General features: G+C 65.8%; 20 protein-coding genes. 8 read left to right on the top strand and 12 right to left on the bottom strand.

The window, feature by feature from the left end; all coding sequences use genetic code 11:
* Positions 1-72: 72 nt before the first annotated feature.
* Both mutM and HL666_RS13790 read left to right on the top strand, forming a co-directional pair.
* Positions 73-954 (top strand): bifunctional DNA-formamidopyrimidine glycosylase/DNA-(apurinic or apyrimidinic site) lyase, encoded by an 882-nt coding sequence (gene mutM / locus HL666_RS13785; RefSeq protein ID WP_172113551.1) that lies wholly within the window; start codon positions 73-75, stop codon positions 952-954.
* Positions 955-1,021: 67 nt separating this feature from the next.
* Positions 1,022-1,516, top strand: coding sequence for a Crp/Fnr family transcriptional regulator (locus HL666_RS13790; protein ID WP_172181941.1), 495 nt, complete (start codon positions 1,022-1,024; stop codon positions 1,514-1,516).
* Between the two features lie 216 nt (positions 1,517-1,732).
* On the opposite strand, the gene HL666_RS13795 is transcribed toward HL666_RS13790, so the two are convergent.
* Positions 1,733-2,536: a nucleotide-binding protein gene (locus HL666_RS13795; RefSeq protein WP_172113550.1), complete on the bottom strand. Its 804-nt coding sequence runs from the start codon at positions 2,534-2,536 to the stop codon at positions 1,733-1,735.
* Positions 2,537-2,985: 449 nt separating this feature from the next.
* Positions 2,986-4,368: a peptidoglycan-binding domain-containing protein gene (locus HL666_RS13800; RefSeq protein WP_172181943.1), complete on the bottom strand. Its 1,383-nt coding sequence runs from the start codon at positions 4,366-4,368 to the stop codon at positions 2,986-2,988.
* 141 nt (positions 4,369-4,509) lie between these two features.
* Here HL666_RS13800 and HL666_RS13805 point away from each other — a divergent pair, with 141 nt between their 5' ends.
* On the top strand, positions 4,510-5,313 hold the full coding sequence (locus HL666_RS13805) for a HesA/MoeB/ThiF family protein (RefSeq protein WP_172182298.1): 804 nt from the start codon (positions 4,510-4,512) through the stop codon (positions 5,311-5,313).
* Between the two features lie 212 nt (positions 5,314-5,525).
* Here HL666_RS13805 and HL666_RS13810 read toward each other — a convergent pair whose 3' ends face one another.
* Positions 5,526-6,527, bottom strand: a complete 1,002-nt coding sequence (locus tag HL666_RS13810; protein WP_172113548.1) for a 2-hydroxyacid dehydrogenase — start codon at positions 6,525-6,527, stop codon at positions 5,526-5,528.
* Between the two features lie 352 nt (positions 6,528-6,879).
* Between HL666_RS13810 and HL666_RS13815 the strand changes: the two genes are divergently transcribed.
* On the top strand, positions 6,880-7,401 hold the full coding sequence (locus HL666_RS13815; protein ID WP_172113686.1) for an SH3 domain-containing protein: 522 nt from the start codon (positions 6,880-6,882) through the stop codon (positions 7,399-7,401).
* 115 nt (positions 7,402-7,516) lie between these two features.
* Here the strand turns inward: HL666_RS13815 and irrA are convergent, their stop codons facing one another.
* Positions 7,517-7,990: an iron response transcriptional regulator IrrA gene (gene irrA, locus HL666_RS13820; RefSeq protein ID WP_042340464.1), complete on the bottom strand. Its 474-nt coding sequence runs from the start codon at positions 7,988-7,990 to the stop codon at positions 7,517-7,519.
* 475 nt (positions 7,991-8,465) lie between these two features.
* Between irrA and fabA the strand changes: the two genes are divergently transcribed.
* The 4 genes from fabA to HL666_RS13840 all read left to right on the top strand — a co-directional run bounded on the left by fabA (position 8,466) and on the right by HL666_RS13840 (position 13,431).
* Positions 8,466-8,987 (top strand): 3-hydroxyacyl-[acyl-carrier-protein] dehydratase FabA, encoded by a 522-nt coding sequence (gene fabA / locus HL666_RS13825; RefSeq protein ID WP_172113547.1) that lies wholly within the window; start codon positions 8,466-8,468, stop codon positions 8,985-8,987.
* A 76-nt stretch (positions 8,988-9,063) separates the two neighbouring features.
* Positions 9,064-10,287 (top strand): beta-ketoacyl-ACP synthase I, encoded by a 1,224-nt coding sequence (fabB, locus tag HL666_RS13830; protein WP_172181944.1) that lies wholly within the window; start codon positions 9,064-9,066, stop codon positions 10,285-10,287.
* A 141-nt stretch (positions 10,288-10,428) separates the two neighbouring features.
* Positions 10,429-11,229 carry an enoyl-ACP reductase FabI gene (gene fabI, locus HL666_RS13835; protein WP_172113545.1) on the top strand — a complete coding sequence of 267 codons (801 nt, stop codon included), beginning with the start codon at positions 10,429-10,431 and terminating at the stop codon, positions 11,227-11,229.
* A gap of 228 nt (positions 11,230-11,457) precedes the next feature.
* The gene (locus HL666_RS13840; RefSeq protein ID WP_172181946.1) at positions 11,458-13,431 is read left to right on the top strand and encodes an autotransporter family protein; all 1,974 of its coding nucleotides are present in this window, start codon (positions 11,458-11,460) and stop codon (positions 13,429-13,431) included.
* Positions 13,432-13,468: 37 nt separating this feature from the next.
* Here the strand turns inward: HL666_RS13840 and HL666_RS13845 are convergent, their stop codons facing one another.
* The 8 genes from HL666_RS13845 to HL666_RS13880 all read right to left on the bottom strand — a co-directional run bounded on the left by HL666_RS13845 (position 13,469) and on the right by HL666_RS13880 (position 23,237).
* On the bottom strand, positions 13,469-14,311 hold the full coding sequence (locus tag HL666_RS13845; protein WP_172113543.1) for a hypothetical protein: 843 nt from the start codon (positions 14,309-14,311) through the stop codon (positions 13,469-13,471).
* A 224-nt stretch (positions 14,312-14,535) separates the two neighbouring features.
* Positions 14,536-14,985, bottom strand: coding sequence for a GNAT family N-acetyltransferase (locus HL666_RS13850; RefSeq protein ID WP_172181947.1), 450 nt, complete (start codon positions 14,983-14,985; stop codon positions 14,536-14,538).
* 240 nt (positions 14,986-15,225) lie between these two features.
* Complete coding sequence (pnp, locus tag HL666_RS13855) at positions 15,226-17,382, bottom strand: polyribonucleotide nucleotidyltransferase (protein WP_172132527.1); 2,157 nt, start codon at positions 17,380-17,382, stop codon at positions 15,226-15,228.
* A gap of 360 nt (positions 17,383-17,742) precedes the next feature.
* Positions 17,743-18,012, bottom strand: coding sequence for a 30S ribosomal protein S15 (gene rpsO / locus HL666_RS13860; RefSeq protein ID WP_009025947.1), 270 nt, complete (start codon positions 18,010-18,012; stop codon positions 17,743-17,745).
* A 2-nt stretch (positions 18,013-18,014) separates the two neighbouring features.
* Positions 18,015-19,109, bottom strand: a complete 1,095-nt coding sequence (gene truB / locus HL666_RS13865) for a tRNA pseudouridine(55) synthase TruB (RefSeq protein ID WP_172181949.1) — start codon at positions 19,107-19,109, stop codon at positions 18,015-18,017.
* On the bottom strand, positions 19,109-19,525 hold the full coding sequence (gene rbfA / locus HL666_RS13870) for a 30S ribosome-binding factor RbfA (protein ID WP_172113685.1): 417 nt from the start codon (positions 19,523-19,525) through the stop codon (positions 19,109-19,111). The genes truB and rbfA overlap by 1 nt, the downstream gene beginning before the upstream one ends.
* A gap of 161 nt (positions 19,526-19,686) precedes the next feature.
* Positions 19,687-22,446, bottom strand: a complete 2,760-nt coding sequence (infB, locus tag HL666_RS13875) for a translation initiation factor IF-2 (RefSeq protein ID WP_172181950.1) — start codon at positions 22,444-22,446, stop codon at positions 19,687-19,689.
* 77 nt (positions 22,447-22,523) lie between these two features.
* Positions 22,524-23,237, bottom strand: a complete 714-nt coding sequence (locus tag HL666_RS13880; protein WP_172132526.1) for an RNA-binding protein — start codon at positions 23,235-23,237, stop codon at positions 22,524-22,526.
* Between the last annotated feature and the right edge of the window lie 38 nt (positions 23,238-23,275).

The raw sequence follows: 23,275 nt of genomic DNA on the forward strand, positions 1-23,275 counted from the left end.
TGCGGCCAAGGCGCTATCACGTCAGCCGGACAAGGTGAATGGTCGTGGATGCAAAAGGTGAAATGAAGCGGCATGCCTGAGCTGCCTGAAGTCGAGACCGTCCGGCGCGGGCTGCAGCCGGTCATGGAAGGGGCCGTCATCGTCACCGCCGAGGCCCGGCGCGGCGATTTGAGGTTTCCGTTTCAGCCCGATTTTGCGAAGCGCCTGCAGGGCCAGACCGTCCGAGGTCTCGGCCGTCGCGCGAAGTATCTCCTGGCCGATCTCGGCTCCGGCGACGTGCTGCTGATGCATCTGGGCATGTCCGGCTCGTTCCGGGTGATCAAGCAGGATGACGAGGAGACGCCGGGCGAGTTTCACTATCCGCGCGGCAAGGACAGCGTGCACGACCACGTCGTGTTTCACATGTCCTCCGGCGCCGACATCGTCTTCAACGACCCGCGCCGCTTCGGTTTCATGAAGATCATCGGTCCTGGCGAGATCGAGACCGAGCCGCATCTGAAGGATCTCGGCCCGGAGCCGCTCGGCAATGCATTCGACGCCGCGATGCTGGCGCGCGCCTGCGCCGGCAAGAAGACCAGCCTCAAGGCGGCGCTGCTCGACCAGCGCGTCGTTGCGGGCCTCGGCAACATCTATGTCTGCGAGGCGCTGTTCCGCGCACATCTGTCGCCGCGCCGTCTGGCCGCGACGCTCGCCACCAAGAAGGGCGAGCCCACGGACCATGCCAGGCGGCTGGTCGATGCGATTCACACCGTGCTCAACGAGGCGATCCGCGCGGGCGGCTCGTCGCTGCGCGATCATCGCCAGACGACGGGAGAGCTTGGCTATTTCCAGCATTCGTTCCAGGTCTACGACCGCGAGGGCGAGCCGTGCCGGACCGATGGCTGCGGCGGCGTAGTCAAGCGCTTCGTTCAGAACGGACGGTCGACATTCTGGTGTCCGAAGTGCCAGCGGTGAGGTGACGGCCGACGCTCGGCGTCCAAGCGCGGCTTGTCGCGACCGGACGCGGGCGTATATTGGCACCATGGCTGTCAGCTCGCCCGATCTGAAAGCATTCCTGCTCGCCACGCCGTTCTTTGGCGGCCTGTCGAACGCGAGCCTCGACCTGCTGATCTCCATGCTGGTCGTGCTTGAGTTCGACAGCCGTGCCACCATTGTCGCCGAGGGCGAGCCGGGCCGCTCGATGTTCGTCGTGCACAGCGGTACGCTCGAGGTCAGCGAGCGTCTCGAGACTGGCGGCGCGATCCGCATGTCGAGCCTTCAGCCCGGTGATTTCTTTGGCGAGATGACGTTGCTGGAGATGCAGAACAGGTCGGCGACGGTGGTCGCGGAAACGCCGACCGTGCTGTACGAGCTGACGGCGCAGCAGCTCTATGCGTTCTACAAGGCGGATGCCCACGCCTATGTGATCGTGATGCAGAACATCAATCGCGAGCTGTGCCGTCGCCTGCGCCGTGCTGACGACCGGATCAAGGCGCTGGAGATGCGGAAGACGGACGCGCGGTCGTCTGGCTTCTGAACCGCGGTAGCAGCTGTCTCATTTGAAGACGCGAAAATCGCAGCACCGACACCGGTCTCTTCGTTGCCCGTCATGCCCGGGCTTGTCCCGGGCATCCATGTCGTTCCGCGAGTGCCGGCCGACCTGGGTGGCCGGGACAGGCCCGGCCATGACGAGTTGTCGAGTGCGACGTGCAATCGCGCTGTCCGCGCCGTCAGAGGTCGCAGATCATTCAAACTACAATCCTGCCTTCCAGTCGATGCCGTTGTCGGCCCAGGTCGGATAGACCCGCGCGACCGGCAGCTTGGGCTCCTCGGCGGGCGGTGTCAGCATGATCGGGAATTCGAGATCGGAGTGCTCGCTGGCGTCCTTCAGCTCACCCGCCTCGTGCATGACGTGGTCGCCGGCGAGCTTGCCGGCGGTCCAGCGCCACAGGCTCTTGATCTCTTGCGCCGACTTGCCGTCGGTGTCGAACTCGCTGACTCCCAGGCCGGCGGCAAGCGCGTCCTGATGGTCGTTGCGCATCATGATGAAAGGTTGGGCCAGCACCTCGGCGATGTCGCGCGGCGCATCGGCATCGAGCGCCGATGTCGCGTCGCTGATGCGGTGGCCGCCGCGGATGGGCGCCTGGTTGAGCACGAAGGCGAACGGTTTGCGCCACGCGCGGACGACGCTGAGCGTCGGCGCCGTGGCTTCGATGTCCGCGACGCTGGGGCGCGCCGGGATCAGGCAGAGATCGCAATAGCGGATCGCCGCGGTCGTCGAGGCGGTGATGCCGGCGCCTGTGTCGATCACGCACACGGTCACGCCGTCGCGGGCCAATGCCTCCAGGCGGGGCTCGATCATCTTCGCATCGTACACGGCCTCGACGATCGGCTCGCCGGCGTTGCGGCGCGCCTGCCATTTGGTGAGCGTGCCCTGGCGGTCGGTCTCGATCACGCGCACTTTGTGGCCGGCCTGCTGGGCCGCCACGGCCAGACCGATAGCCAGCGTGCTCTTGCCGCTGCCGCCCTTCTGCGTGGCCAAAACGATCGTGTACATCGGGAGACAGTCCTTCGGATGTTGACGGAACTAATGAGAACGCCAAAGCTGAGTTGCATCGCGATTGCGCTATGCGGAGCTATTCTCGCTCAGGACAGTCCCGGCCCGATCCAACATGAGAGGATCGCGGTGGTCCGAATCAGCACGCCGACAGAAACTGTTCGAACTATCTCACGCTCGGCCTGCGATTGGACAGACCGGTTGATTACGGCGGGAGCCGTTCCGAGTTGATAGCAAGGTGCTAGGAAGTTGAGCGATCGCGCCGCGCAGGAGCGCTCGGCATCGGCGAGCACCATCCGATGCAGTCGCGATGCTGCACATCAGATCCCCGCCGGCCGCCGTTGGGCCCTTAATTTTTTGTAAAATGACATGCTTAATTTTGCGTAAACGCCTGCTCGCGCTGCGGTGCGCGCCACGCCGGGGAGGCGGCAGACTCTCAGGGGCGTGCGCTATTTGCGCACGCAGATCACCCGGACCGTCGCAGCCTTGGCGTCGAGTGAGCTGCCATCGAGCTTGACGCCATGCGACGCCAAAAAGGCGCGGGTCGCCTCGACGCTGACCAACGCGGCCTGAGCCGCCGGCACCGCGGCAGCTCCCGCCACCATGGCAGGCTTGAGCAGCACGACGCCCGCGAACTTGCCGTCGCCGTCGAGCGCAGCCGCGCCCGAGAAGCCAAGGCCGGGCGCCGGCGCCAGCGAGGTGTCGCCCGAACCATTGCCGGTGAGCTGCGCCTTCACGTTGCTGATTCCGGCACCACCGCCCTGGCTCTGCGGATCGGCGATGCCGACGATGTCGAGGGTCGATTTCGCGTTGCCGCCAGACAGCATCAAGGGCTTGAGACCGCGCGCGCCATAGATGTGCAGCAGCGCCAGCCCGCGCTCCTTGTCCTCTGCGACGCGCTCGGCATGGCCAAAGCCGGGAATGGTGATCGCGACGCAGCCATCGGTGACCTCGCGGTCCGCGATGATGGCACCGTCCTGGCTGGCGATGAGGCCGGTGCCGTAATCGACCTTGCGTCGCGGCGCCGGCTGGGCGGCCAGCGCCGCCGGCGGGAAGGCGTTGAAGGCGCTCGACATCGCGATCACGACCGGCTCGACCGTGTTCTCGGTGGCCTGGTCGTACAGGATGGTCAGGATGCGCACCTCGTCGCCCCTGAAGGTGCCGCGGATGTAGAACTTCTTCAGGTTCTGCAGTCCGGACAGCACGAAGAAATCGGGCTTCACGACGCTGTAGTCGACGGTGCGGCCCGGCTCCTTCTTCTCGCGGTCGGCCAGTGCCGCCGTGGTCGGGTTGGCCTCCTTGCGGCGCGACAGCACCACCTGCACGGTGCCGGTGGGCGAGGTCCATTTCGAGCCGTTGCCGTCGCTGGTCTGCTGCGGCACCAGCTTGGTCGGAATGCCCACGCGCGCGCCGCTGGTGGACTCCGTCATGATCTTCCAGCCCACGCTCTCCTGTTTGCGGCGTGCGGTGTCCGCAAGCACGGCGCGCTCCTGCGGGTTGAGCACGCCGGTCGGCTTGCCGCCCTTGAGCTTCTGGTACTCCTTGATCGCATTGACCATGCGCTCGCTGACGTCGCCGGTGATCGCGCCATTGTATTGGCCCACCCAGGCGAGATCGGATTGCAGCGCCAGCCGCTCGGCCTGTCCCATCGCATTGGCGGTGTCGGCCGGCGCCTGCACGCCGGGCCGCACGGCCTGGGTGGCGACGGGCTTGGGCTTGACGCCGGGGAGCTGGCCTTGCGCTGATGGTGCGGGCGCCGTCTGCGCCTGCGCCGCCGAGCACGTGGCGATCGCGGTTGCGCATATGAAGGTTGCCGTGGCCAGCCGTCTCATGACAAATCCCGATGCTCTTGCCGCTGACATAAGTAAGCACATCTGCTTGGTCGGTCACAATCCGGCGAGGGTTCAGTGTGGAGAACCGCTGCCTCCATCATGGACCGACGGCAATGCGGCAGCGGAGGGAAGTCCGTGGCGATGCTAAGCGACGAGGAACTGGAGCGTTATGCCCGTCACATCGTTTTGCGCGATGTCGGCGGTCCTGGTCAGGCGGCGCTGAAGCGCGCCTCCGTGCTGGTGATCGGCGCGGGCGGGCTCGGCGCGCCGGCGCTGATGTATCTCGCCGCCGCCGGTGTCGGTACGATCGGCGTGGTCGATGATGACGTGGTGTCGCTGTCCAATCTGCAGCGCCAGGTCATCCATGCGACGCCCGACATCGGCCGTCCCAAGGTCGACAGCGCAGCCGAGCGCATCAACGCGCTCAATCCGCATGTCCGTGTCGTGGCGCATCGTGGATGGCTCAACGCCGACAACGCGCTCGATCTGATCGGCGGCTATGATCTCGTGCTCGACGGCTCCGACAATTTCGACACCCGCTATCTCGCATCCGATGCCTGTTTCCTGGCGAAGAAGCCATTGATCACAGGCGCGCTCGGGACCTTCGATGCATCGCTGACGACGATCCGCGCGCATGAGCGCAATGACAAGGGCGAGTTCAACTCGACCTATCGCTGCCTGTTCCCGGAGCCGCCGCCGCCCGGCACCGTGCCGGCCTGCGCCGAAGCCGGCGTGATGGGCGCGCTCGCTGGCATGCTCGGCTCGATGATGGCGCTGGAGGCGATTCGCGAGATCGTCGGCTTCGGCGAGGGCCTCGTAGGGAGACTGCTGATGCTGGATGCGCGGACCATGCGGTTCGAGACGCTGCGCTACGGGCGCGATCCGGCGAATCCGCTCAATGGCGATGGCTTGGTGATCGCGGATCTGAGCGCGCATCGGAAGTGACGCGTGGCGCGGGCCGAGTGGCTCGCCATACGTTCCGCCGTCGTCCCGGACAAGCTCATCGGCGCCACGCGTCGGTGAGCGCCGATCCGGGACCCATACTCCGTGAAGGCCATGAGGCGCGGGGACGGGCGGCATGCCCGTTACAGACATCACGCGGTATGAGTCCCGGCTCAAGGCCGGGACGACACCGTGTGCGAGGCTGGCTGACGGGCCTACAGCATGCTCGGCAGCACGCGGTCCGGCGGGCGGTGGTTGTCGAGGAAGGTCTTGATGTTGATGATGACCTTCTCGCCCATCTCGACGCGACCCTCGATGGTGGCCGAGCCCATGTGCGGCAAGAGCGTCACCTTGCCGGCCTTGGCCAGCCGCACCAGGCGCGGATTGACGGCGGGCTCGTGCTCGAACACGTCGAGGCCGGCCCCGGCGATGTCGCCGGCTTCGATCAGCCGCGTCATCGTCTCCTCGTCGATCACCTCGCCGCGCGCGGTGTTGACGATGTAGGCATCCTTGCGGATCAGCTTCAGCCTTCGGGCCGACAGCAGATGGAACGTCGCCGGGGTGTGCGGACAGTTCACCGAGATGATGTCCATCCGCGCCAGCATCTGGTCGAGGCTTTCCCAATAGGTGGCGCCGAGCTCGTCGGCGATCACGGGGGCGACCGGGCGGCGGTTGTGATAATGAATCTGCAGGCCGAAGGCGCGGGCGCGTCGCGCCACCGCCTGGCCGATGCGGCCCATGCCGATGATGCCCAGGCGCTTGCCGCCGATGCGGTGGCCGAGCATCCAGGTCGGCGACCAGCCCGCCCAATTCTTGCCCTCGGTCAGGATCGAGGCACCCTCGATCAGCCGCCGTGGCACCGCCAGGATCAGCGCCATGGTCATGTCGGCGGTGTCCTCGGTGAGGACCTTCGGCGTATTGGTCACGGTGATGCCGCGCGCCACCGCCGCCGCGACGTCGATATTGTCGACGCCATTGCCGAAATTGGCGATCATGCGCAGCTTGCATTCAGGCTGATTGAGAATGTCCGCGGTGATGTGATCGGTCACGGTTGGAACCAGCACCTCGGCAGTCCGCACGGCGTCGGCGAGCTGCTCCTGGCTCATCGGTTCGTCGTCGAGATTGAGCCGTGCGTCGAACAGCTCGCGCATGCGGGTCTCGACCGAGTCCGGCAGCTTGCGTGTCACCACGACGAGGGGCTTTTTCCTACCTGACATGTGCTGCTCTCATGAGATCCTTCAGACCTCATTAACCGGGTTCGCCGAAACTACCGTCGTCGCTTGAGAAGAGCGCTTCCCTGGACTGGTCGTGTCGGATCTCGCAGGTGGGCCGATCCGTCCCTGACAGGGTTTCGCGAGCGATTCTCAGGCGCTTCCTGGCCGCTTGTGTTCGGTCCTGTCTAGCAGAAGGCCGGGCCAAGACAAGAAGCCAACGGCGGGTCGGGACTGGCGCTTTCGGCAAGCCCTCTCTGTGCACGAAGGGGGGCAGCCGGGCGGTTCAATGGGGATCGGGCGAAGGATCGCATGCGACGAGCGCGCGTTCCTTGCGAGGGAGAGCGAGTTGAGTTCAATGGCGTTGGGGCGTTTTGGTGCGGTCGCAGTTCTCGTTGTCTGTCTGCTCGATGGGGTCGGCGGCGCGTTGGCCAAGGATTCGGCTCTCAGCACCAGCGGCCTGCCGGTGCCGCGCTATGTCAGCCTGAAATCCGACCATGTGAACGTCCGCGCCGGTCCGACCAAGGACAACGACGTGGCATGGGTCTACACCCGCTCCGGGCTGCCGGTGGAGATCACCGCGGAATATGAGAACTGGCGCCGCGTGCGCGATTCCGAAGGCTCGGAAGGCTGGGTCTATCACTCGCTGCTGTCCGGCCGCCGCACCGCGGTGGTCACGATGAAGAACAAGGACGAGCTCGCGCCGATCTATGAGAGCGCCGACGCGACCAGCGCGGTCACGGCGCGGCTGCAGGCAGGGGTCGTGGCGCAGGTGAAGAAGTGCGGCAATGGCTGGTGCCGCGTGCTCGGCAACGGCTTCGAGGGCTGGATCCAGCAGCAGCGGCTGTGGGGCGTCTATGCCGACGAGCAGGTGAACTGACGCGTCGTCGACGCGCGGCGTTGGCCGCGTTGCCGACGCACTCTCGACATCAAAATGCCCGCGCCGGGCGGGCATCGGTTCGACTTAGATGATTGTCTGAGATCGTTGCCGCGTCTCAGCGCTTCTTGCGCAGCCGCACCACCATGTCGATGCGCGCGATCTCGTAACCCTCCGGAGCCTCCGGCAACTTCGACAGCGCCAGATGCTGGTCAGGAATGTCGACCAGCTCGTGGTTGTTCTCGAGATAGAAGTGGTGGTGCGCCGTGACGTTGGTATCGAAGTAGGTCTTGGTGCCGTCGACGCTGACCTGACGCAGCAATCCGGCATCCGTCAGCTGGTTCAACGTGTTGTAGACGGTGGCCAGCGAGACCGGAACCTTGGCCAGCGTCGCTTCCTCGTACAGCATTTCGGCGGTCAGATGCCGCGCACCCTTGCCGAACAGCAGCCAGCCCAAAGCCATGCGCTGGCGCGTCGGACGCAGCCCCGCAGTCTGCAGCATTTCGTTGACGTCGTGCCACGGGCAACCATTGAGCGCAGGCTGCCGCCCGGTCCCCAGCCCTTCCGGACTGGCCCGGTCGTGACCACTCATCGAAGCGTTGTTGCTGGCGTCCACTTCAAGCACCAAAAAATTCACACTGACCCATCCCGATATAGGAAGAAACCCTGTCAGATGCAAGCTTATCGCAACTAACGTATCTAGAACGCCCCTAAACTGCAATTCGTGCGCGGCCCGGTTGCACGTCCCGGTCTGCCGTCAAATTACCCGGACACGCGCATTGACGCCGCAATCCCCTATGTTAGAGAGCGCGCGGACCCGATTTGACCTGCCATGGCGGGCGCGGCCGGACGACATGGCAGCCATCGCCATTTCGATCGTCCGGCGCGGGGCCGCCAGCCGGCAGAGGTCATCGTCGTCCGGCGCGATCGTGGAACGTTCGCGCCGGGGGAATGGCCGCAAGGCGGGCGGGGGGCATGGACGGGTCGACGCGCGAAGGGGCATCTCGCGCGGCACATTTTCCACCTGGGATCGTTCGACGGGGATCGTTGAGAAAGGCGCATCAAGCATGCTGGATCGGCGCGGCAGTTATGAATACGAAGACCTGCTGGCCTGCGGCCGCGGGGAGCTGTTCGGCCCCGGAAATGCGCAGCTGCCGCTGCCGCCGATGCTGATGTTCGATCGGATCGTCGAGATCACCGAGACCGGCGGCGAGTACGGCAAGGGTCTGGTCCGCGCCGAGCTCGACGTGAAGCCGGATCTCTGGTTCTTCGGCTGCCATTTCAAGAACGATCCCGTCATGCCGGGCTGTCTCGGCCTCGACGCGATGTGGCAGATGGTCGGCTTTTTCCTCGGCTGGACCGGCGGCGCAGGGCGCGGCCGCGCGCTCGGCCTCGGGGATCTCAAATTCTCCGGCCAGGTTCTGCCGACCGCCAGCAAGGTTGTGTACAACGTCGACATCAAGCGCGTGATGCGCTCAAAGCTGGTGCTCGGCATTGCCGACGGGTGGCTTTCGATGGATGGCGAGATTATCTATCGCGCGAAGGACCTGAAGGTCGGCCTGTTCAAGCAGGGCGCCGCGCCGTCTTGAACCGACGGGCTGCGACGACAGACAGTGCAGCAGGCGTGACTGCAACAGAACACACGAGCAAGGCGAGGCGGACATCATGAGGCGGGTCGTCATCACGGGCATGGGCATCGTCTCGTCGATCGGCAACAACACTCAGGAGGTGTTGGCGAGCCTGTACGAGGCGAAGTCCGGCATCTCCCGTGCTGAGAAATATGCCGAGCTTGGTTTTCGTTCGCAGGTGCAAGGTGCGCCGACGCTGAATCCGGCCGAGGTGGTCGACCGTCGCGCGATGCGTTTCCTCGGTGAAGGCGCGGCGTGGAATCACGTTGCGATGGAGCAGGCAATTCAGGATTCCGGACTCGAATCGTCCGACGTGTCCAACATCCGCACCGGCATCATCATGGGTTCCGGCGGGCCGTCGACGCGGACGCTGGTCGAAGCCGCCGACATCACCCGCACCAAGGGTCCGAAGCGGGTCGGCCCCTTCGCAGTGCCGAAAGCGATGTCCTCGACAGCGTCGGCGACGCTCGCGACCTGGTTCAAGATCAAGGGCGTCAACTACTCGATCTCGTCGGCCTGCGCGACCTCGAACCATTGCATCGGCAATGCCTATGAGATGATCCAGTACGGCAAGCAGGACGTGATGTTCGCCGGCGGCTGCGAGGAGCTCGACTGGACGCTGTCGGTGCTGTTCGACGCGATGGGCGCGATGTCGTCCAAGCACAACGACACGCCCGCGACCGCGTCGCGTCCGTATGATGTGAGCCGCGATGGCTTCGTGATCGCCGGCGGCGCCGGCGTCCTCGTGCTGGAAGAGCTCGAGCGCGCCAAGGCACGCGGCGCCAAGATCTATGGCGAGATTGTCGGCTATGGCGCGACCTCGGACGGCTACGACATGGTCGCGCCGTCGGGCGAGGGGGCCGAGCGCTGCATGCAGATGGCGCTGTCGACGGTGAAGACCAGGATCGACTACATCAATCCGCACGCGACCTCGACACCGGCCGGCGATCCGCCCGAGATGGAGGCGATCCGGAAGGTATTCGGCGTCGGTGAGAAATGTCCCCCGATCGCCGCGACCAAGGCGCTGACCGGTCATTCGCTCGGCGCCACCGGCGTCCAGGAGGCAATCTATTCGCTGTTGATGATGAAGAACGGCTTCATCTGCGAGAGCGCCAACATCACCGAGCTCGATCCGGTGTTCGCCGACATGCCGATCGTGCGCAAGCGCATCGACAACGCCAAGCTCGGCACCGTTCTGTCGAACTCGTTCGGCTTCGGCGGCACCAACGCGACGCTGGTCTTCAAGCACCTCGACGCTTAGAATCTTGAACGGTACTGGTTCCTCGGCGCCGGCCGGACAACAGCGCGAAGCTCTTTCGCCCCGCTGTCCGGCTATCGGCGTCTTCGGAGACTGACGATCATCCCGGCTGGGTCGGCCCCGGCATGACGAAGGAGAGTGAGCATGCAGGGTCTGATGGCAGGCAAGCGCGGTCTGGTCATGGGCATCGCCAACGACCATTCGATCGCCTGGGGCATCGCCAAGACGCTGGCTGCGCACGGGGCCGAGATGGCCTTCACCTATCAGGGCGACGCGCTCGGCAAGCGCGTGCGTCCGCTCGCCGATGAGCTCGGCGTCAAGCACGTGCTGCCCTGCGACGTCGAGGACATCGCCAGCGTCGACGGCGTTTTCTCTGCGCTGCGCGAGGCCTGGGGCGGGCTCGACTTCATCGTCCATGCCGTGGCCTTCTCCGACAAGAACGAGCTGAAGGGTCGCTACGCCGACACCTCGCGCGAAAACTTCTCGCGCACGATGCTGATCTCCTGCTTCTCGTTCACCGAGATCGCCAAGCGCGCCGCGGAGCTGATGCCGGAGAGCGGCGGCAGCATGATCACGCTGACCTTCGACGGCTCGAACCGGGTGATGCCGAACTACAACGTGATGGGCGTCGCCAAGGCGGCGCTGGAGGCGTCGGTGCGCTATCTCGCCGCCGACTACGGCCGCCGCAGCATCCGCGTCAACGCGATCTCGGCCGGGCCCGTACGTACGCTCGCCGGCTCCGGCATCGGCGATGCGCGTTTCATGTTCGCGTTCCAGCAGAAGCACTCGCCGCTCGGTCGCGGCGTCACCCTGGAGGAACTCGGCGGCTCCGCGTTGTATCTGCTGTCGGAGCTGTCCGGCGGCGTGACGGGCGAAATCCACTACGTCGATTCCGGCTACAACGTCATCTCAATGCCGCGGCCGGAGGACCTCAAGGGCGAATAACCCCGGCCTTCGCCGCTCCCGGCGGCTGCCCGAAGGCAGCCTTGGATGATCCGCTCGATTTTTCCCAGTTGAAGACGATCCGTCCACGCGGATAATCAGGCGTCATTTGGCGCTACTCCGGCAGCGACGTTTTCGCTCGATGCGAGACTGAGGCATCTTCGATCCGTCAGCCTCGGCTGTCAGAAAGCCGGTTGCGCCGGCAGCAAGACAAGTCGTGGGGGCGATGCGATGCTGCGTTGGAGAACCTCCGTCATCGTGATGTCCGCGATGATGGGCGCTACATGTGTCGCAGGCTGCGCCCGCCCGGCGCAGGCGCAATCGACCGTCTGGGACTCCACGATCTCCAATACGAACTGGTACGTGCCGACGGCGCAGCTGCTGGCTTACATCTCGCCGAAGACCGGCTTCACGAACCCCATTCCCATTGGTGATCAGACGCTGTGGACCCTTGGCACTGCAACAAATGGCGCCTTCACCGGGACCAGCGTCGCCCAGCTCAGGATCGGTCCGGCGTTGCTGACCGACACCTCCACCATCCAGGGCTTCGTCACCACCAGCGGCCAGATCACGATGCTGTTCACGCCGACCGGAGGCGGCACGGCGACGGTCGGGCTGGGATACATGCGCGCGGTCAACGGTGTGACCAGCATGGAAATGCAGATGATCACCGGCGACAGTCTGCTGGTGACGCATTGGGCCTACATGCTGCCCTACGATCCCGCGACTTTCACGCCACCGCCATCAGCCCCGGTGCCCGCCAATTCGGTGCCGCAATGGGCTTGGACGGAGGGAACGCCGTGGCGGATCGTCAGCCCGGCCTTGTTCGGCACCCAGGCGCCCGGCCGGTTCGTCATCACCAGCTATCAGAACGGCTATTTCTGGGGTGCCGGGATTGCGCCGGCCGGCAGTACGGCGGGTGGCTTCACCTTGCTCGGCTCGGTCACCCCGGAGGGAAGCGTCCTGTTCAACACGCTGTCCCGTGGCAGCCTGACCAGCCTCTACGGTGCGATGAGCGGCAACGCGTCGAATGCGCAGATGGTCACCTCGACCTATGATCTCACGGGAAGCATGACCGGCGATCTGGCGACGATGGCGCTGATCCAGCCCTATGGCACGGCGCTTCGGTCGGCCGGCGGCCGCGTCGGCCTGGAGGCCGCCGACATGCTGTACCGGCTGTCGACGACGTCGGCGGGCTGGAGCGGGTCGATGGCGCCGGGATTTGCCGCGCTCGATAATCTCAGCGGCCCTTCGCTCAGCAATGCCGTCAAGCAGACGTTGCCTGTGCTCACCGGCGCGGCGTCGCAGGCGACCTACGTGACGCAGCAGGCGTTTCGGCAGACGATGATCAACCGGCTCGACGATATCGGCCGTACCGGCCGGCATGTCTGGATGCAGCCGCTCGGCGGCACCGCGCGGCAGGCGGACCGCGATGGCATCGCGGGCTACGGTGCCTCTGGCGGCGGCCTGGCCTTTGGCGCCGATGCCGCGCTTTCGCAGCGGGCGATGGTCGGCGGTGTGTTCGGCTATTCGCGGCAGACGATCACCGGAAGCGATGATGCCGTGCCGAACCGTCTCGGCCTGTCATCCTATCAGCTCGGACTGTACGGAGCTTACGCGATCCGTCCCGACCTGATGCTGGACTATCAGCTCGACGGAGGATGGAGCGACAATGGTGAAAGCCGTTCGCTCAGCTTCGCGAACATGTCGGCCGGCGGAAGCTATCGCTCCTCTACGGGTCATGGAGGCGCCGGCCTCAAGACGCGCATCCCGGTGGCAGACAGTTTCGCGCTCATTCCGTCGCTGCGCCTCGACTATGGCATGGTCCGCAGCAACGCCTATCGCGAGAGCGGCGCCGGCGGCTTCAGCCTGAATGTCGATCCCCAGACCTATCAGGAGCTGACGGCCACCGCCGGCCTGAAGGCCGTCTATCAAGTCGCACGCCAGGTCCGTCTGACGGCCGACGTCGGTGCCGGCTACAACGCTCTGAACCAGCGGCTGCAGATCGGTGCCGCCTTCTCCGGCGGTGGCGACGGCTTCGTCACCAGCGGCCTCGGCCTGTCACCCTGGACCTACTCGGCTGGCCTCGGGGTCGCGACCGCAGGCACCGATCGCCTGGAGTTGAGCATGCGATACGGCGTCAATGCGACCTCATCCGGTCTCGTCCAGCACTCCGGGCACGCGGTGCTGAAACTGAGATTGTGACCGGGCAGCGCAGCTTCGTCGCGATGGAGGACGACGTCTATTCGCGTGCGAAATAGACCGGCAGGCGCTGATCTAGGCGGAACTTCAGCATCGAGCGGGCCATGTCGCGCAACACCGTGTTGCTGGCGGCGTCTGCGGGCGTCGTTGGGAAGTTGGCGTTGTCGACGTCACCGGCGCGCGAGGGCGGCCCGATGCCGGTAGTGAGACGCGACATCAGCGAGCCGGCGCTGCCGGCGACCGCGCGCTTCTCGAACGTCGTACCATCATAGAGCTCGATGTCGATCATGATGAAGACGTGCGTGTAGCGGCCAAAACCCTCGCCGCGGTTGATCACGCCGACGCCCAGCACCGTGTCGTAAGTCGATGGCTCGCGTCCGGCCCGGCGCGTGACGACGAGGTAACGAGCGCAGCGTGTCGTGCCCGCGACTCGCTTGACGATCGCGGGAAGCATGTCGTTGTCGGCAGTCACCCGATCCGACCGATAGAATGCGTCGAACGCGCCTTTGGGGACGGCAATGCGACGGACCGCGGCGCCGCCGGCGGCGGCCATCACGCGCGCATGGACGAGATCATCGAAGCCCCAGGTCACCGGCACTTCGGTGTAGTCATCGCTCAGGCGAGTGATGCCGTTCTTCTGCACTGTGAAGACGTCGCCGAGCGCTGCGATCACCCCGGTCTCGCAGGGGCCGCTCTCTCGTCCGGCCGCTCCGGCACCGGCCTTCGGACCCGCGCCGCCGATCTTGGGCGCCGCCTTCGCAGCCGACGTCGACGATGGAGATTGTGCCGGCGCCTCGCTTGAGGTGAAGGCGAGCGCGAGCAGCAGCGGCGCGAGCCCACGCCAGAGCGATCTGGTGAACGCGCGGTGATCCGAATACGTCATGGCGGATCTCATGTCGTCTGGGCCTGTCCTTGTCACTGCGCTTCCGAGTTGAAATAGGCCGGCATGTCGCGATCGAGATGCCCGGCGACGAGACGGGGCGGTTCGAGAACGACGGAAGCCGTCCGGGAACCTGACCCTAGTTCCCCAGGAAAGGCGCGCGCAATGCCTTTCCGGCCACAGGCGAGACATGTCGCTAATGCACGCGGCGCAATCAGGCCCGGGCTTTAGCGCTTCCAGCGATAATACTTCATCATCCGCCCGTGCACGGGGTCGGCCTGCGTCTTTTCCAGCAGGAAGCCTTCGCGCTCGTACCAGCGCCACGCCTTCTCGTTGCCCTCGGCGCAGCGCAGCCAAACCTCGTCGGGCAGCAGCTCGCGGGTGAAGCCGAGCAGACGGCGGCCGAGCGAGCGGCCCTGATGAGAGGGAGCGATCATCAGCTGGTCGAGATAGAGCTTGGGCATGTCGATCGCGAGCATCGCCGCGAGCGCGCCGCCGTCATCGACGACATAGAGGCTCCAGCCGCCGGCCACCTCGCGCGGCACGCGCGCCTTCAGCAGGCTCAGCAGCGTGTCGCTCGGGCGCTCCAGCCCGGTCGAGCACCAGCTCTCCATCCAGAGCCTCGCGATGGCGTCATATTCGTCCGGCCTCGCGGGACGGATGATCAGCTCGGACATCGGACGTAGGGTCTCCAGCAAGACGTAGAGGGAACGTAAGCCCTCTTCATCGTCATTGCGAGGAGCCAGCGGATCCCGATGCGCGCGGCCCGATTGCCGGGCTCGGCGGCGAAGCACTCCAGAGTCCCGGGCGCGGCCCTGGATTGCCTCGCTTGCGCTCGCAATGATGCGGATGGGCCGGCACAAATAAAAAGGGCGGCTCGAAAGCCGCCCTTTGTGTCTCATCCAAGATCGCGCGGCTTACTCGCCGGCGGCTTCTCGCGCCTCGGCGGGCGCATCCTTCTGCTTGGCTTCGAGGTCCTCGCCGGTGGTCTGGTCGACCGCCTTCATCGACAGCCGGGTCTTGCCGCGGTCGTCGAAGCCGAGCAGCTTGACCTTGACCTTGTCGCCTTCCTTGACGACGTCGGAGGTCTTCTGCACGCGCTTGTCGGCCAGCTGCGAGATGTGCACGAGGCCGTCGCGGGTGCCGAAGAAGTTCACGAAGGCGCCGAACTCCATCACCTTGACGACGGTGCCGTCGTAGATCTGGCCGACCTCCGGATCGGAGGCGATCGACTTGATCCACTTGATGGCGGCCTTCATCGCCTCGCCATCGCTGGAGGCGACCTTCACGGTGCCGTCGTCCTCGATGTTGACCTTGGCGCCGGTCTTCTCGACGATCTCGCGGATCACCTTGCCGCCGGTGCCGATCACTTCGCGGATCTTGTCGGTCGGGATCTTGAAGGTCTCGATGCGCGGCGCGTATTCGCCGAGCTCGGCGCGGGCTGCGGTCAGCGCCTTGGACATCTCGCCCAGGATGTGGATGCGGCCATCGCGCGCCTGGCCGAGGGCCACGCGCATGATTTCCTCGGTGATGCCCTCGATCTTGATGTCCATCTGCAACGAGGTGATGCCGCTCTCGGTGCCTGCGACCTTGAAGTCCATGTCGCCGAGATGGTCCTCGTCGCCGAGAATGTCGGACAGCACGGCGAAGCGGCTGCCCTCCAGGATCAGACCCATCGCAATGCCCGCGGTCGGCCGCTTCAGCGGCACGCCGGCATCCATCAGCGCCAGCGAGGAGCCGCAGACGGTGGCCATCGACGATGAGCCGTTCGACTCGGTCACCTCCGACACGACGCGCGTCGTGTAGGGGAACTCGTGGTGCGGCGGCAGCACCGGGTGGATCGCGCGCCAGGCGAGCTTGCCGTGGCCGATCTCGCGGCGCTTGGTACCGCCGAGGCGGCCGGTCTCACCGACCGAGTAGGGAGGGAAGTTGTAGTGCAGCAGGAACGTCTCTTTGTACGTTCCCGACAGTGCGTCGATGTACTGTTCGTCCTCGCCGGTGCCCAGCGTGGTCACGACCAGCGCCTGCGTCTCGCCGCGGGTAAACAGCGCCGAGCCGTGCGCACGCGGCAGCACGCCGACCTCGCAGACGATGTTGCGGACCGTCTTGGCGTCGCGGCCGTCGATGCGCTTGCCGGTGTCCAGGATGTTCCAGCGGACGATCTTGGCCTCGAGCTCCTTGAACACGGCGGCGACACGGAGCTTGTCGTATTTCGGCTCCTGCCCCTCGGGGAAGAAGTAGGCCATCACCTTTTCCTTGACGGCGCCGACGGCAGCATAGCGCTGCTGCTTGATCGGAATCGCATAGGCGGTGCGCAGGTCCTGCTCGGCGATGCCGAGCATCTCCTTCTCGATCGCGCTGTTGTCGATGATCGCGACGTCGCGCGGATCCTTGGCGGCCTTCTCGGCGAGCTCGATGATCGCGTTGATGACCGGCTGGAAGTGACGATGACCGAACATCACCGCGCCGAGCATGATGTCCTCGTTGAGCTCCTTGGCCTCCGATTCCACCATCAGCACGGCGTCCGAGGTGCCGGCGACGACCAGGTCGAGCTGGGTGTCGGCCATCTCGTCGAGGGTCGGATTGAGGATGTATTCGTCATTGGCGAAGCCGACGCGGGCCGCGCCGATCGGGCCCTTGAACGGAACACCCGAGAGGGTCAGCGCAGCGGACGCGCCGACCAGCGCCACGATGTCCGGATCGTTCTCCATGTCGTGCGACAGCACGGTCACGATGACCTGCGTCTCGTTGCGCCAGGAGTCGACGAACAGCGGGCGAATCGGGCGGTCGATCAGGCGGGAGACCAGCGTCTCCTTCTCGGTCGGACGGCCCTCGCGCTTGAAATAGCCGCCGGGGATGCGACCCGCAGCGTAGGTCTTTTCCTGATAGTCGACGGTCAGCGGCAGGAAGTCGACGCCCTCGCGCGGCGCCTTGGCGGCGACGACGGTCGCGAGCACGACGGTCTCGCCATAGGTGGCGACGACAGCGCCGTCAGCCTGGCGGGCGATCTTGCCGGTTTCCAGCTTGAGCGGACGCCCACCCCAGTCGATCTCGACGGAATGCTTGGTAAACATGGGTATCTTCTTTCATGAGATGATCGAAGGCGGACCCCCCTGAAACAAAAAAACCATGCGCAAGATTGCAGGACGCTGGAAAACGATCAGCGCCCTGCGATCCTGCCATGGTTTTCTTATTTCGGATGGCGTCCATCCTTCTCGTAAATAACGGGCACCTTGCCCGTCACGCCCAGCGGCCGGATTGCTGCTGAGGCGTACTGCACCGTCTGGGCGGAATCGGCGGGTCAGCGTATCGCTTCTTTCCGGATTCCGGCCAGACCGCATGATCCCGGACTTAGCGAACGCCGCAATCTGCGGCGTTCTCAGGACCATGCCATCACGCGCGCGAACCAGCGCGCGCTCATTCCGTAGCGAAGCTCAACGACGGATGTTGTGCTTCTCAAGCAGCGCCTTGTAGCGCGCCTCGTCGTTCTTCTTCAGATAGTCCAGCAGCGAACGGCGGGTCGACACCAGCTTCAGGAGGCCGCGGCGGGAGTGGTTGTCCTTGCCGTGGGTCTTGAAATGGCTGGTCAGGTTGTTGATGCGTTCCGACAGGATCGCAACCTGCACCTCGGGAGAACCGGTGTCACCGGCCTTGGTGGCATTCGCCTTGATGATTTCCGCCTTGCGCTCTGCGGTCACCGACATCGTCAGTCTCTTTCGTTGCGACCGGAGCTAGCAGTCAGTCCGGTCAGGTTGAACACGCGCTTGGGGATGAGTTCGCCATTGCCAATTTCGGCAAGCGCCAGAAGGCGGCCTGCGACCGTGACATAGACTGTGCCGCTACTATGGGGCGCATCCCGTCCGCGCAACAAGACGGCCTGGCCCCGATGGAGCCTTGCCGCATCAGCCCGAGTGACGGCCAGTGCCGGGATGTCGTCCAGCGCGGTCTCAACGGGCAAGAGTGCGTCGGCGAGGCTTCCCTCACCGGACGCGGCTCTATCGCACAAAGCCTCCAACTGTTCCAGCGGAATCATGTCGTTCTCGGTAAACGGACCGACCAGGGTCCGCCGGAGCGCGCTGATATGGCCGTAGCAGCCGAGGATTCGGCCCATGTCGCGGGCCAGCGCCCGGACATAGGTTCCCTTGCCGCATTCCGCCTCGAACACCGCGTGATCGGGGTCGGGCTGGTCGACGAGGGTCAATTCGTGGATCTCGACCGGGCGCGGCTGCAACTCGACGACCTCGCCGTCCCGGGCGAGGTCATAGGCGCGCTCGCCCTGGATCTTGATGGCGGAATAGCGCGGCGGCGTCTGCTCGATCCGGCCGGTAAATTGCGGCAGCAGCGCGCGAATGGCCTCCGCGTCCGGCCTCTGCTCGCTGGTGTGGACCACGCGGCCCTCGGTGTCGTCGGTATCGCGCTCCTCGCCCCAGCACACCGTAAAACGGTAGCGCTTGCGGCCGTCCATCACGAACGGAACGGTCTTGGTGGCTTCGCCCAGCGCAATCGGCAGACCGCCGGAGGCGAGCGGATCCAACGTTCCGGCATGGCCGGCGCGCTTGGCCTGGAACAGGCGCTTCAGGATGGCCACGGCCTGCGTCGACGTCATGCCGATCGGCTTGTCGAGCACAACCCAGCCGTGGACGTCGCGGCGGTCGCGGCGAGGCTGGTTGCCCTGCTTCTGTCTGCTGCGCGGGTCGTTGTTGTCGCGCGGCGCGCGCCCGTCGGAAAAATTGCTGGCTTTGACAACGGTCGGCTCGGCGCTCAGCGCATCGACAGTGCCGGTTTCGGGGGGAATGGTCATCAGCTCTCTTCCGAATCCGAATGGAGGTCTCTCTGCACCGCGGGTGTTCGCAGTAATTTCTCGATCCGTTCTGCTTCGTCGAATCGCTCGTCGACGCGGAAGCGGATGTCAGGTGCAAATTTCAGGTTAACGCGGCGCGCGACTTCGCCGCGCAGGAACTTCTTGTTGCGCTCGAGCGCGGCGAGCACGACGTCGGTGTCGCGTCCGCCGAGCGGCATGATGTAGATTGTGGCGAGCTTCAGGTCTGGGGACATGCGGACTTCGGGCACCGTAATGATGTGTCCCTCCAGGTCCGGATCATGCGCGTGACCCTGGCTGAGAATGTCGGCGACAGCGTGACGCACGGTCTCGGCCACGCGCAACTGACGCTGCGAGCCGCCGGAAGCTGCGCTCCCTCTCTGGTGATGGCGAGGCATTTTGCAAAAATCCAACGGATCATCGCCCGGCGTCAGCGCGGGCGAGAGGATCATTCTGATTGAGTTCAACGACGCTTGGTTAAGTTCAAGATGCGCAGCGATTCCGCAGACGCACGGAATCGCTGCTCACTTGATCGCAGCGCGCTCTGTAGGATTCGGACTTACAGCGAGCGCTGAATGGTCTCCACGCGATAACACTCGATGACGTCGCCGACACGCATGTCGCCGTAGTTCTCGAAGGCCATGCCGCATTCCTGGCCGGCCTGCACTTCCTTCACTTCGTCCTTGAAGCGCTTCAGCGTCGACAGTTTGCCCTCGTGAACCACGACGTTGTCGCGGATCAGGCGGACATTGGCGCCGCGCTCGACGGTGCCGTCGGTGACGCGGCAGCCGGCGACCTTGCCGACCTTGGAGATGTTGAACACCTCGAGGATCTGCGCATTGCCGAGCATGGTCTCGCGAAGCGTCGGCGCAAGCAGACCGCTCATCGCCTTCTTCACGTCGTCCACGAGGTCGTAGATGATGTTGTAGTAGCGGATCTCGATGCCGTTGCGCTTGGCGAGCGCGGCGGCTTCCTTGTTGGCTCGGACCGAGAAGCCGATGATCGCGGCGTTGAAGCCTTCGGCCAGCGTCACGTCCGACTCGCTGATGCCGCCGACGCCGGCATGCAGGATCCGGGCGGCGACCTCTTCAGTGCCGAGCTTCTCGAGCGAGCCGAGGATGGCTTCCAGCGAGCCCTGCACGTCGGCCTTGATGACCAGCGGGAATTCCTTGCGGCCCGCGGTCTTCAATTGCGACATCATCTGCTCGAGCGAGCCGCGCATGCCGGAGATCGAGGCAGCGGCGTTCTCGCGCTTCTGGTGCGCACGATAGCTGGTGACCTGGCGGGCGCGGGCTTCGTTCTCGACGACGGCGAGACGATCGCCGGCTTCCGGCGGACCGTTGAAGCCGAGCACCTCGACCGGCACTGACGGACCCGCCTCCTGCAGGGTCTCGCCCTGATCGGAGATCAGCGCGCGGACGCGGCCCATCTCGGCGCCGGCGACGATGATGTCGCCGACACGAAGGGTGCCGCGCTGGACCAGCACGGTGGCGACCGGACCACGGCCGCGATCAAGCTTGGCTTCGATCACGGTGCCCTCGGCCGGACGATCCGAATTGGTCTTCAGGTCGAGGATGTCGGCCTGCAGCGCGATCATCTCGAGCAGACGATCGAGATTGGTCTTGTTCTTGGCGGACACCTCGACGTCGACGACCTCGCCGCCGAGCGATTCGACCTGCACCTCGTGCTGCAGCAGCTCGGTGCGGACGCGCTCGGGGCGGGCATCGGGCTTGTCGATCTTGTTGATCGCCACGATCATCGGCACCTTCGCCGCCTTGGCGTGGTTGATGGCCTCGATCGTCTGCGGCATGACGCCGTCATCGGCCGCGACCACCAGCACGACGATGTCGGTGACCTTGGCGCCGCGGGCGCGCATCGCGGTGAACGCGGCGTGGCCGGGCGTGTCGATGAAGGTGATCTTCTTGCCGCTGTCCGGCGCCGTCACCTGATAGGCGCCGATGTGCTGGGTGATGCCACCGGCCTCGCCCGAGACCACGTTCGCGTGGCGCAGCGCGTCGAGCAGCGAGGTCTTGCCGTGGTCGACGTGGCCCATGACGGTCACGACCGGCGAACGCGGCTCGGTGTCGGTCGAATCGTCGACGACGTCGAACAGGCCCTCTTCCACGTCCGACGCGGCGACGCGCTTGACGGTGTGGCCGAGCTCTTCGGCGATCAGCTGCGCGGTGTCGGCATCGATCACGTCGGTGATCTTGTGCATCGCGCCCTGGCGCATCAGCAGACGGATCACGTCGACCGCGCGCTCCGACATGCGGTTCGCGAGCTCCTGGATCGTGATCGCTTCCGGAATCGTGACCTCGCGGATCAGCTTTTCCTTCTGCTCATTGGCGGCATGGCCCTTCAGGCGCTGGGTGCGGCGGCGGAACGAGGCGATCGAGCGCTCGCGCACGTCATCGGCCGTGAGCGCCGTGACAACGGTCAAGCGGCCGCGCTGCTTCTGCGGGCCTGGCTTGTGCGTGGTCTTCGGCGGCGGGGCCGGACGCGCGGCGCCGCCGGGACCCCGGCGGATCTGCCGCGGACCCTCATCCTCGTCGGGACCTGCGGCGACACCCGGTGCGCGGCCGAGCGGGCCGCCGCCGGCCGGGCGGGCTCCGGCAGGACGTGCGCCGGCGGGCTGCGCGCCACCGGGGCGCGAGCTGGTGCCGATCTGCTGCGGCCGGCTGCCCGGCGCGCCTTGCGGGCGGCCCGGAGCCTGCGCGGGCCGGGCCGGCGCGGTCACCGTGGGCTGCGGCGCTGACGATGTCGTCGGGCGGGGCGCCTCGCCTTCGCCAAAGCGCTTCTTGGCCTCGAGCTCGGCCTTGCGCTTGGCTTCCTCTTCGTGGCGATGACGCTCTTCCTCGGCCTTGCGGCGCGCCTCGGCAGCCTCGCGCTCGGCGCGTTCGGCGGCTTCGCGCTCGGCACGGCGGCGGGCTTCCTCCTCGGCCTGGCGGCGTTCCTCGATGTCGCGGACGCGGGCGTCGGCCAGCGCGCTGGCGCGGGCCGAGCGCTCATCCTCGGTCAGGGTCCGCAGCACGACGCCGGACCCGCTGCGCTGAGGCCCGGACGAACGCGGCCCCGATGGGCGGTTGCTCGGCGGCGGCGGCGGTGGCGCCTTGGCGACGGTCGGCTCCGGCGCATGCGGCGCATCGGGCGCCCCATCGCCGACGCGGCGCTTGGTGCCGCGCTTCTCGACCACCACCTGCTTGCTCCGGCCGTGTGGGAAGCTCTGACGCACCGTGCCAGTCTCGACGCGCGGCTTGAGCGTCAAGGTCTTGCTCGGGACACCGAGTTTCTTGTCGCCCGGAGTGTTTTGATCGGCCATTCAGTCGTCCTAATCTCGTTTACCAGCGTGCGGGTCTGCCGCACCGTCCCATTCGTGCAATCGTCGCGTATTCGTAGCTATGTCGTCGAAGTCGAAGCAGATTTCGTGGCCGCGGTTCCGGCAATCTTGTCAGCGTCGGCCGACCGGTATCGGACCAGTGTCTGGCTGCGCGACAGGAATGTCCTGCTCGCCGGGCCTGCGAGCACGGCAGCATGTATCACATTTGAGCGCCCAAGTGCCAAATCCAATTCTGCCGAAGTGAGACAGCAGATGATCGGAAATGGCAGGGCTTGGCCCTGGTCCCCGTCAGGCGTCCGGACCAGGGCGTCGAGCTTGCGGATCCCGTCGGCTGCGCCGTCCGCAGCGTGGATCAGGGCCGCCAAGGTGGTCCGCGACTGGCGCTGCGACAGCGCCGCTTCCACCTTGGAGAAACCCGAGACAACCTGGCCCGCCTTGGCGGCGATGCCCAGCGCCTCGATCGCGCTGCGGGCCAGCAAGGCCTCGAGATCCTCGGCAAGTGTCGGATGGACGCGGACGTTCGCCTTGAACCCGCGGCTGAAATGGTGACGCCGCACCGCTTCCGCAACCGCCTGTCGTGATGCGGTGATCCACAACCCCCGCCCGGGCAGCTTGCGCTTGATGTCGGGCACGACCTCGCCCGACGGGCCGACGACGAAGCGGATCAGCTCGCCGATCGGCCGCACCTCGCGGCTGACCGCGCACATGCGCATGGTCGCGGACTTGTCGGTCCGCGGTCCATTGTCGAGCTCGGGGTCGGCCAAAGCGAGCATGCGGTGATGCGGCTCCTCATCTCAAGCGATCATGGTCA

The sequence above is a fragment of the Bradyrhizobium aeschynomenes genome, from assembly GCF_013178945.1.
Lineage (GTDB): Bacteria > Pseudomonadota > Alphaproteobacteria > Rhizobiales > Xanthobacteraceae > Bradyrhizobium > Bradyrhizobium aeschynomenes.

Coding starts and splice junctions, on each gene's coding strand:
- rbfA (WP_172113685.1), bottom strand. CDS start 19,525: ATGCCTCGCCATCACCAGAGAGGGAGCGCAGCTTCCGGCGGCTCGCAG.
- fabB (WP_172181944.1), top strand. CDS start 9,064: ATGAGGCGGGTCGTCATCACGGGCATGGGCATCGTCTCGTCGATCGGC.
- HL666_RS13880 (WP_172132526.1), bottom strand. CDS start 23,237: ATGCTCGCTTTGGCCGACCCCGAGCTCGACAATGGACCGCGGACCGAC.
- HL666_RS13845 (WP_172113543.1), bottom strand. CDS start 14,311: ATGACGTATTCGGATCACCGCGCGTTCACCAGATCGCTCTGGCGTGGG.
- rpsO (WP_009025947.1), bottom strand. CDS start 18,012: ATGTCGGTGACCGCAGAGCGCAAGGCGGAAATCATCAAGGCGAATGCC.
- truB (WP_172181949.1), bottom strand. CDS start 19,109: ATGACCATTCCCCCCGAAACCGGCACTGTCGATGCGCTGAGCGCCGAG.
- HL666_RS13815 (WP_172113686.1), top strand. CDS start 6,880: ATGGCGTTGGGGCGTTTTGGTGCGGTCGCAGTTCTCGTTGTCTGTCTG.
- mutM (WP_172113551.1), top strand. CDS start 73: ATGCCTGAGCTGCCTGAAGTCGAGACCGTCCGGCGCGGGCTGCAGCCG.
- HL666_RS13810 (WP_172113548.1), bottom strand. CDS start 6,527: ATGTCAGGTAGGAAAAAGCCCCTCGTCGTGGTGACACGCAAGCTGCCG.
- infB (WP_172181950.1), bottom strand. CDS start 22,446: ATGGCCGATCAAAACACTCCGGGCGACAAGAAACTCGGTGTCCCGAGC.
- HL666_RS13795 (WP_172113550.1), bottom strand. CDS start 2,536: ATGTACACGATCGTTTTGGCCACGCAGAAGGGCGGCAGCGGCAAGAGC.
- HL666_RS13805 (WP_172182298.1), top strand. CDS start 4,510: ATGCTAAGCGACGAGGAACTGGAGCGTTATGCCCGTCACATCGTTTTG.
- HL666_RS13790 (WP_172181941.1), top strand. CDS start 1,022: ATGGCTGTCAGCTCGCCCGATCTGAAAGCATTCCTGCTCGCCACGCCG.
- irrA (WP_042340464.1), bottom strand. CDS start 7,990: ATGAGTGGTCACGACCGGGCCAGTCCGGAAGGGCTGGGGACCGGGCGG.
- fabA (WP_172113547.1), top strand. CDS start 8,466: ATGCTGGATCGGCGCGGCAGTTATGAATACGAAGACCTGCTGGCCTGC.
- pnp (WP_172132527.1), bottom strand. CDS start 17,382: ATGTTTACCAAGCATTCCGTCGAGATCGACTGGGGTGGGCGTCCGCTC.
- HL666_RS13800 (WP_172181943.1), bottom strand. CDS start 4,368: ATGAGACGGCTGGCCACGGCAACCTTCATATGCGCAACCGCGATCGCC.
- HL666_RS13840 (WP_172181946.1), top strand. CDS start 11,458: ATGCTGCGTTGGAGAACCTCCGTCATCGTGATGTCCGCGATGATGGGC.
- HL666_RS13850 (WP_172181947.1), bottom strand. CDS start 14,985: ATGTCCGAGCTGATCATCCGTCCCGCGAGGCCGGACGAATATGACGCC.
- fabI (WP_172113545.1), top strand. CDS start 10,429: ATGCAGGGTCTGATGGCAGGCAAGCGCGGTCTGGTCATGGGCATCGCC.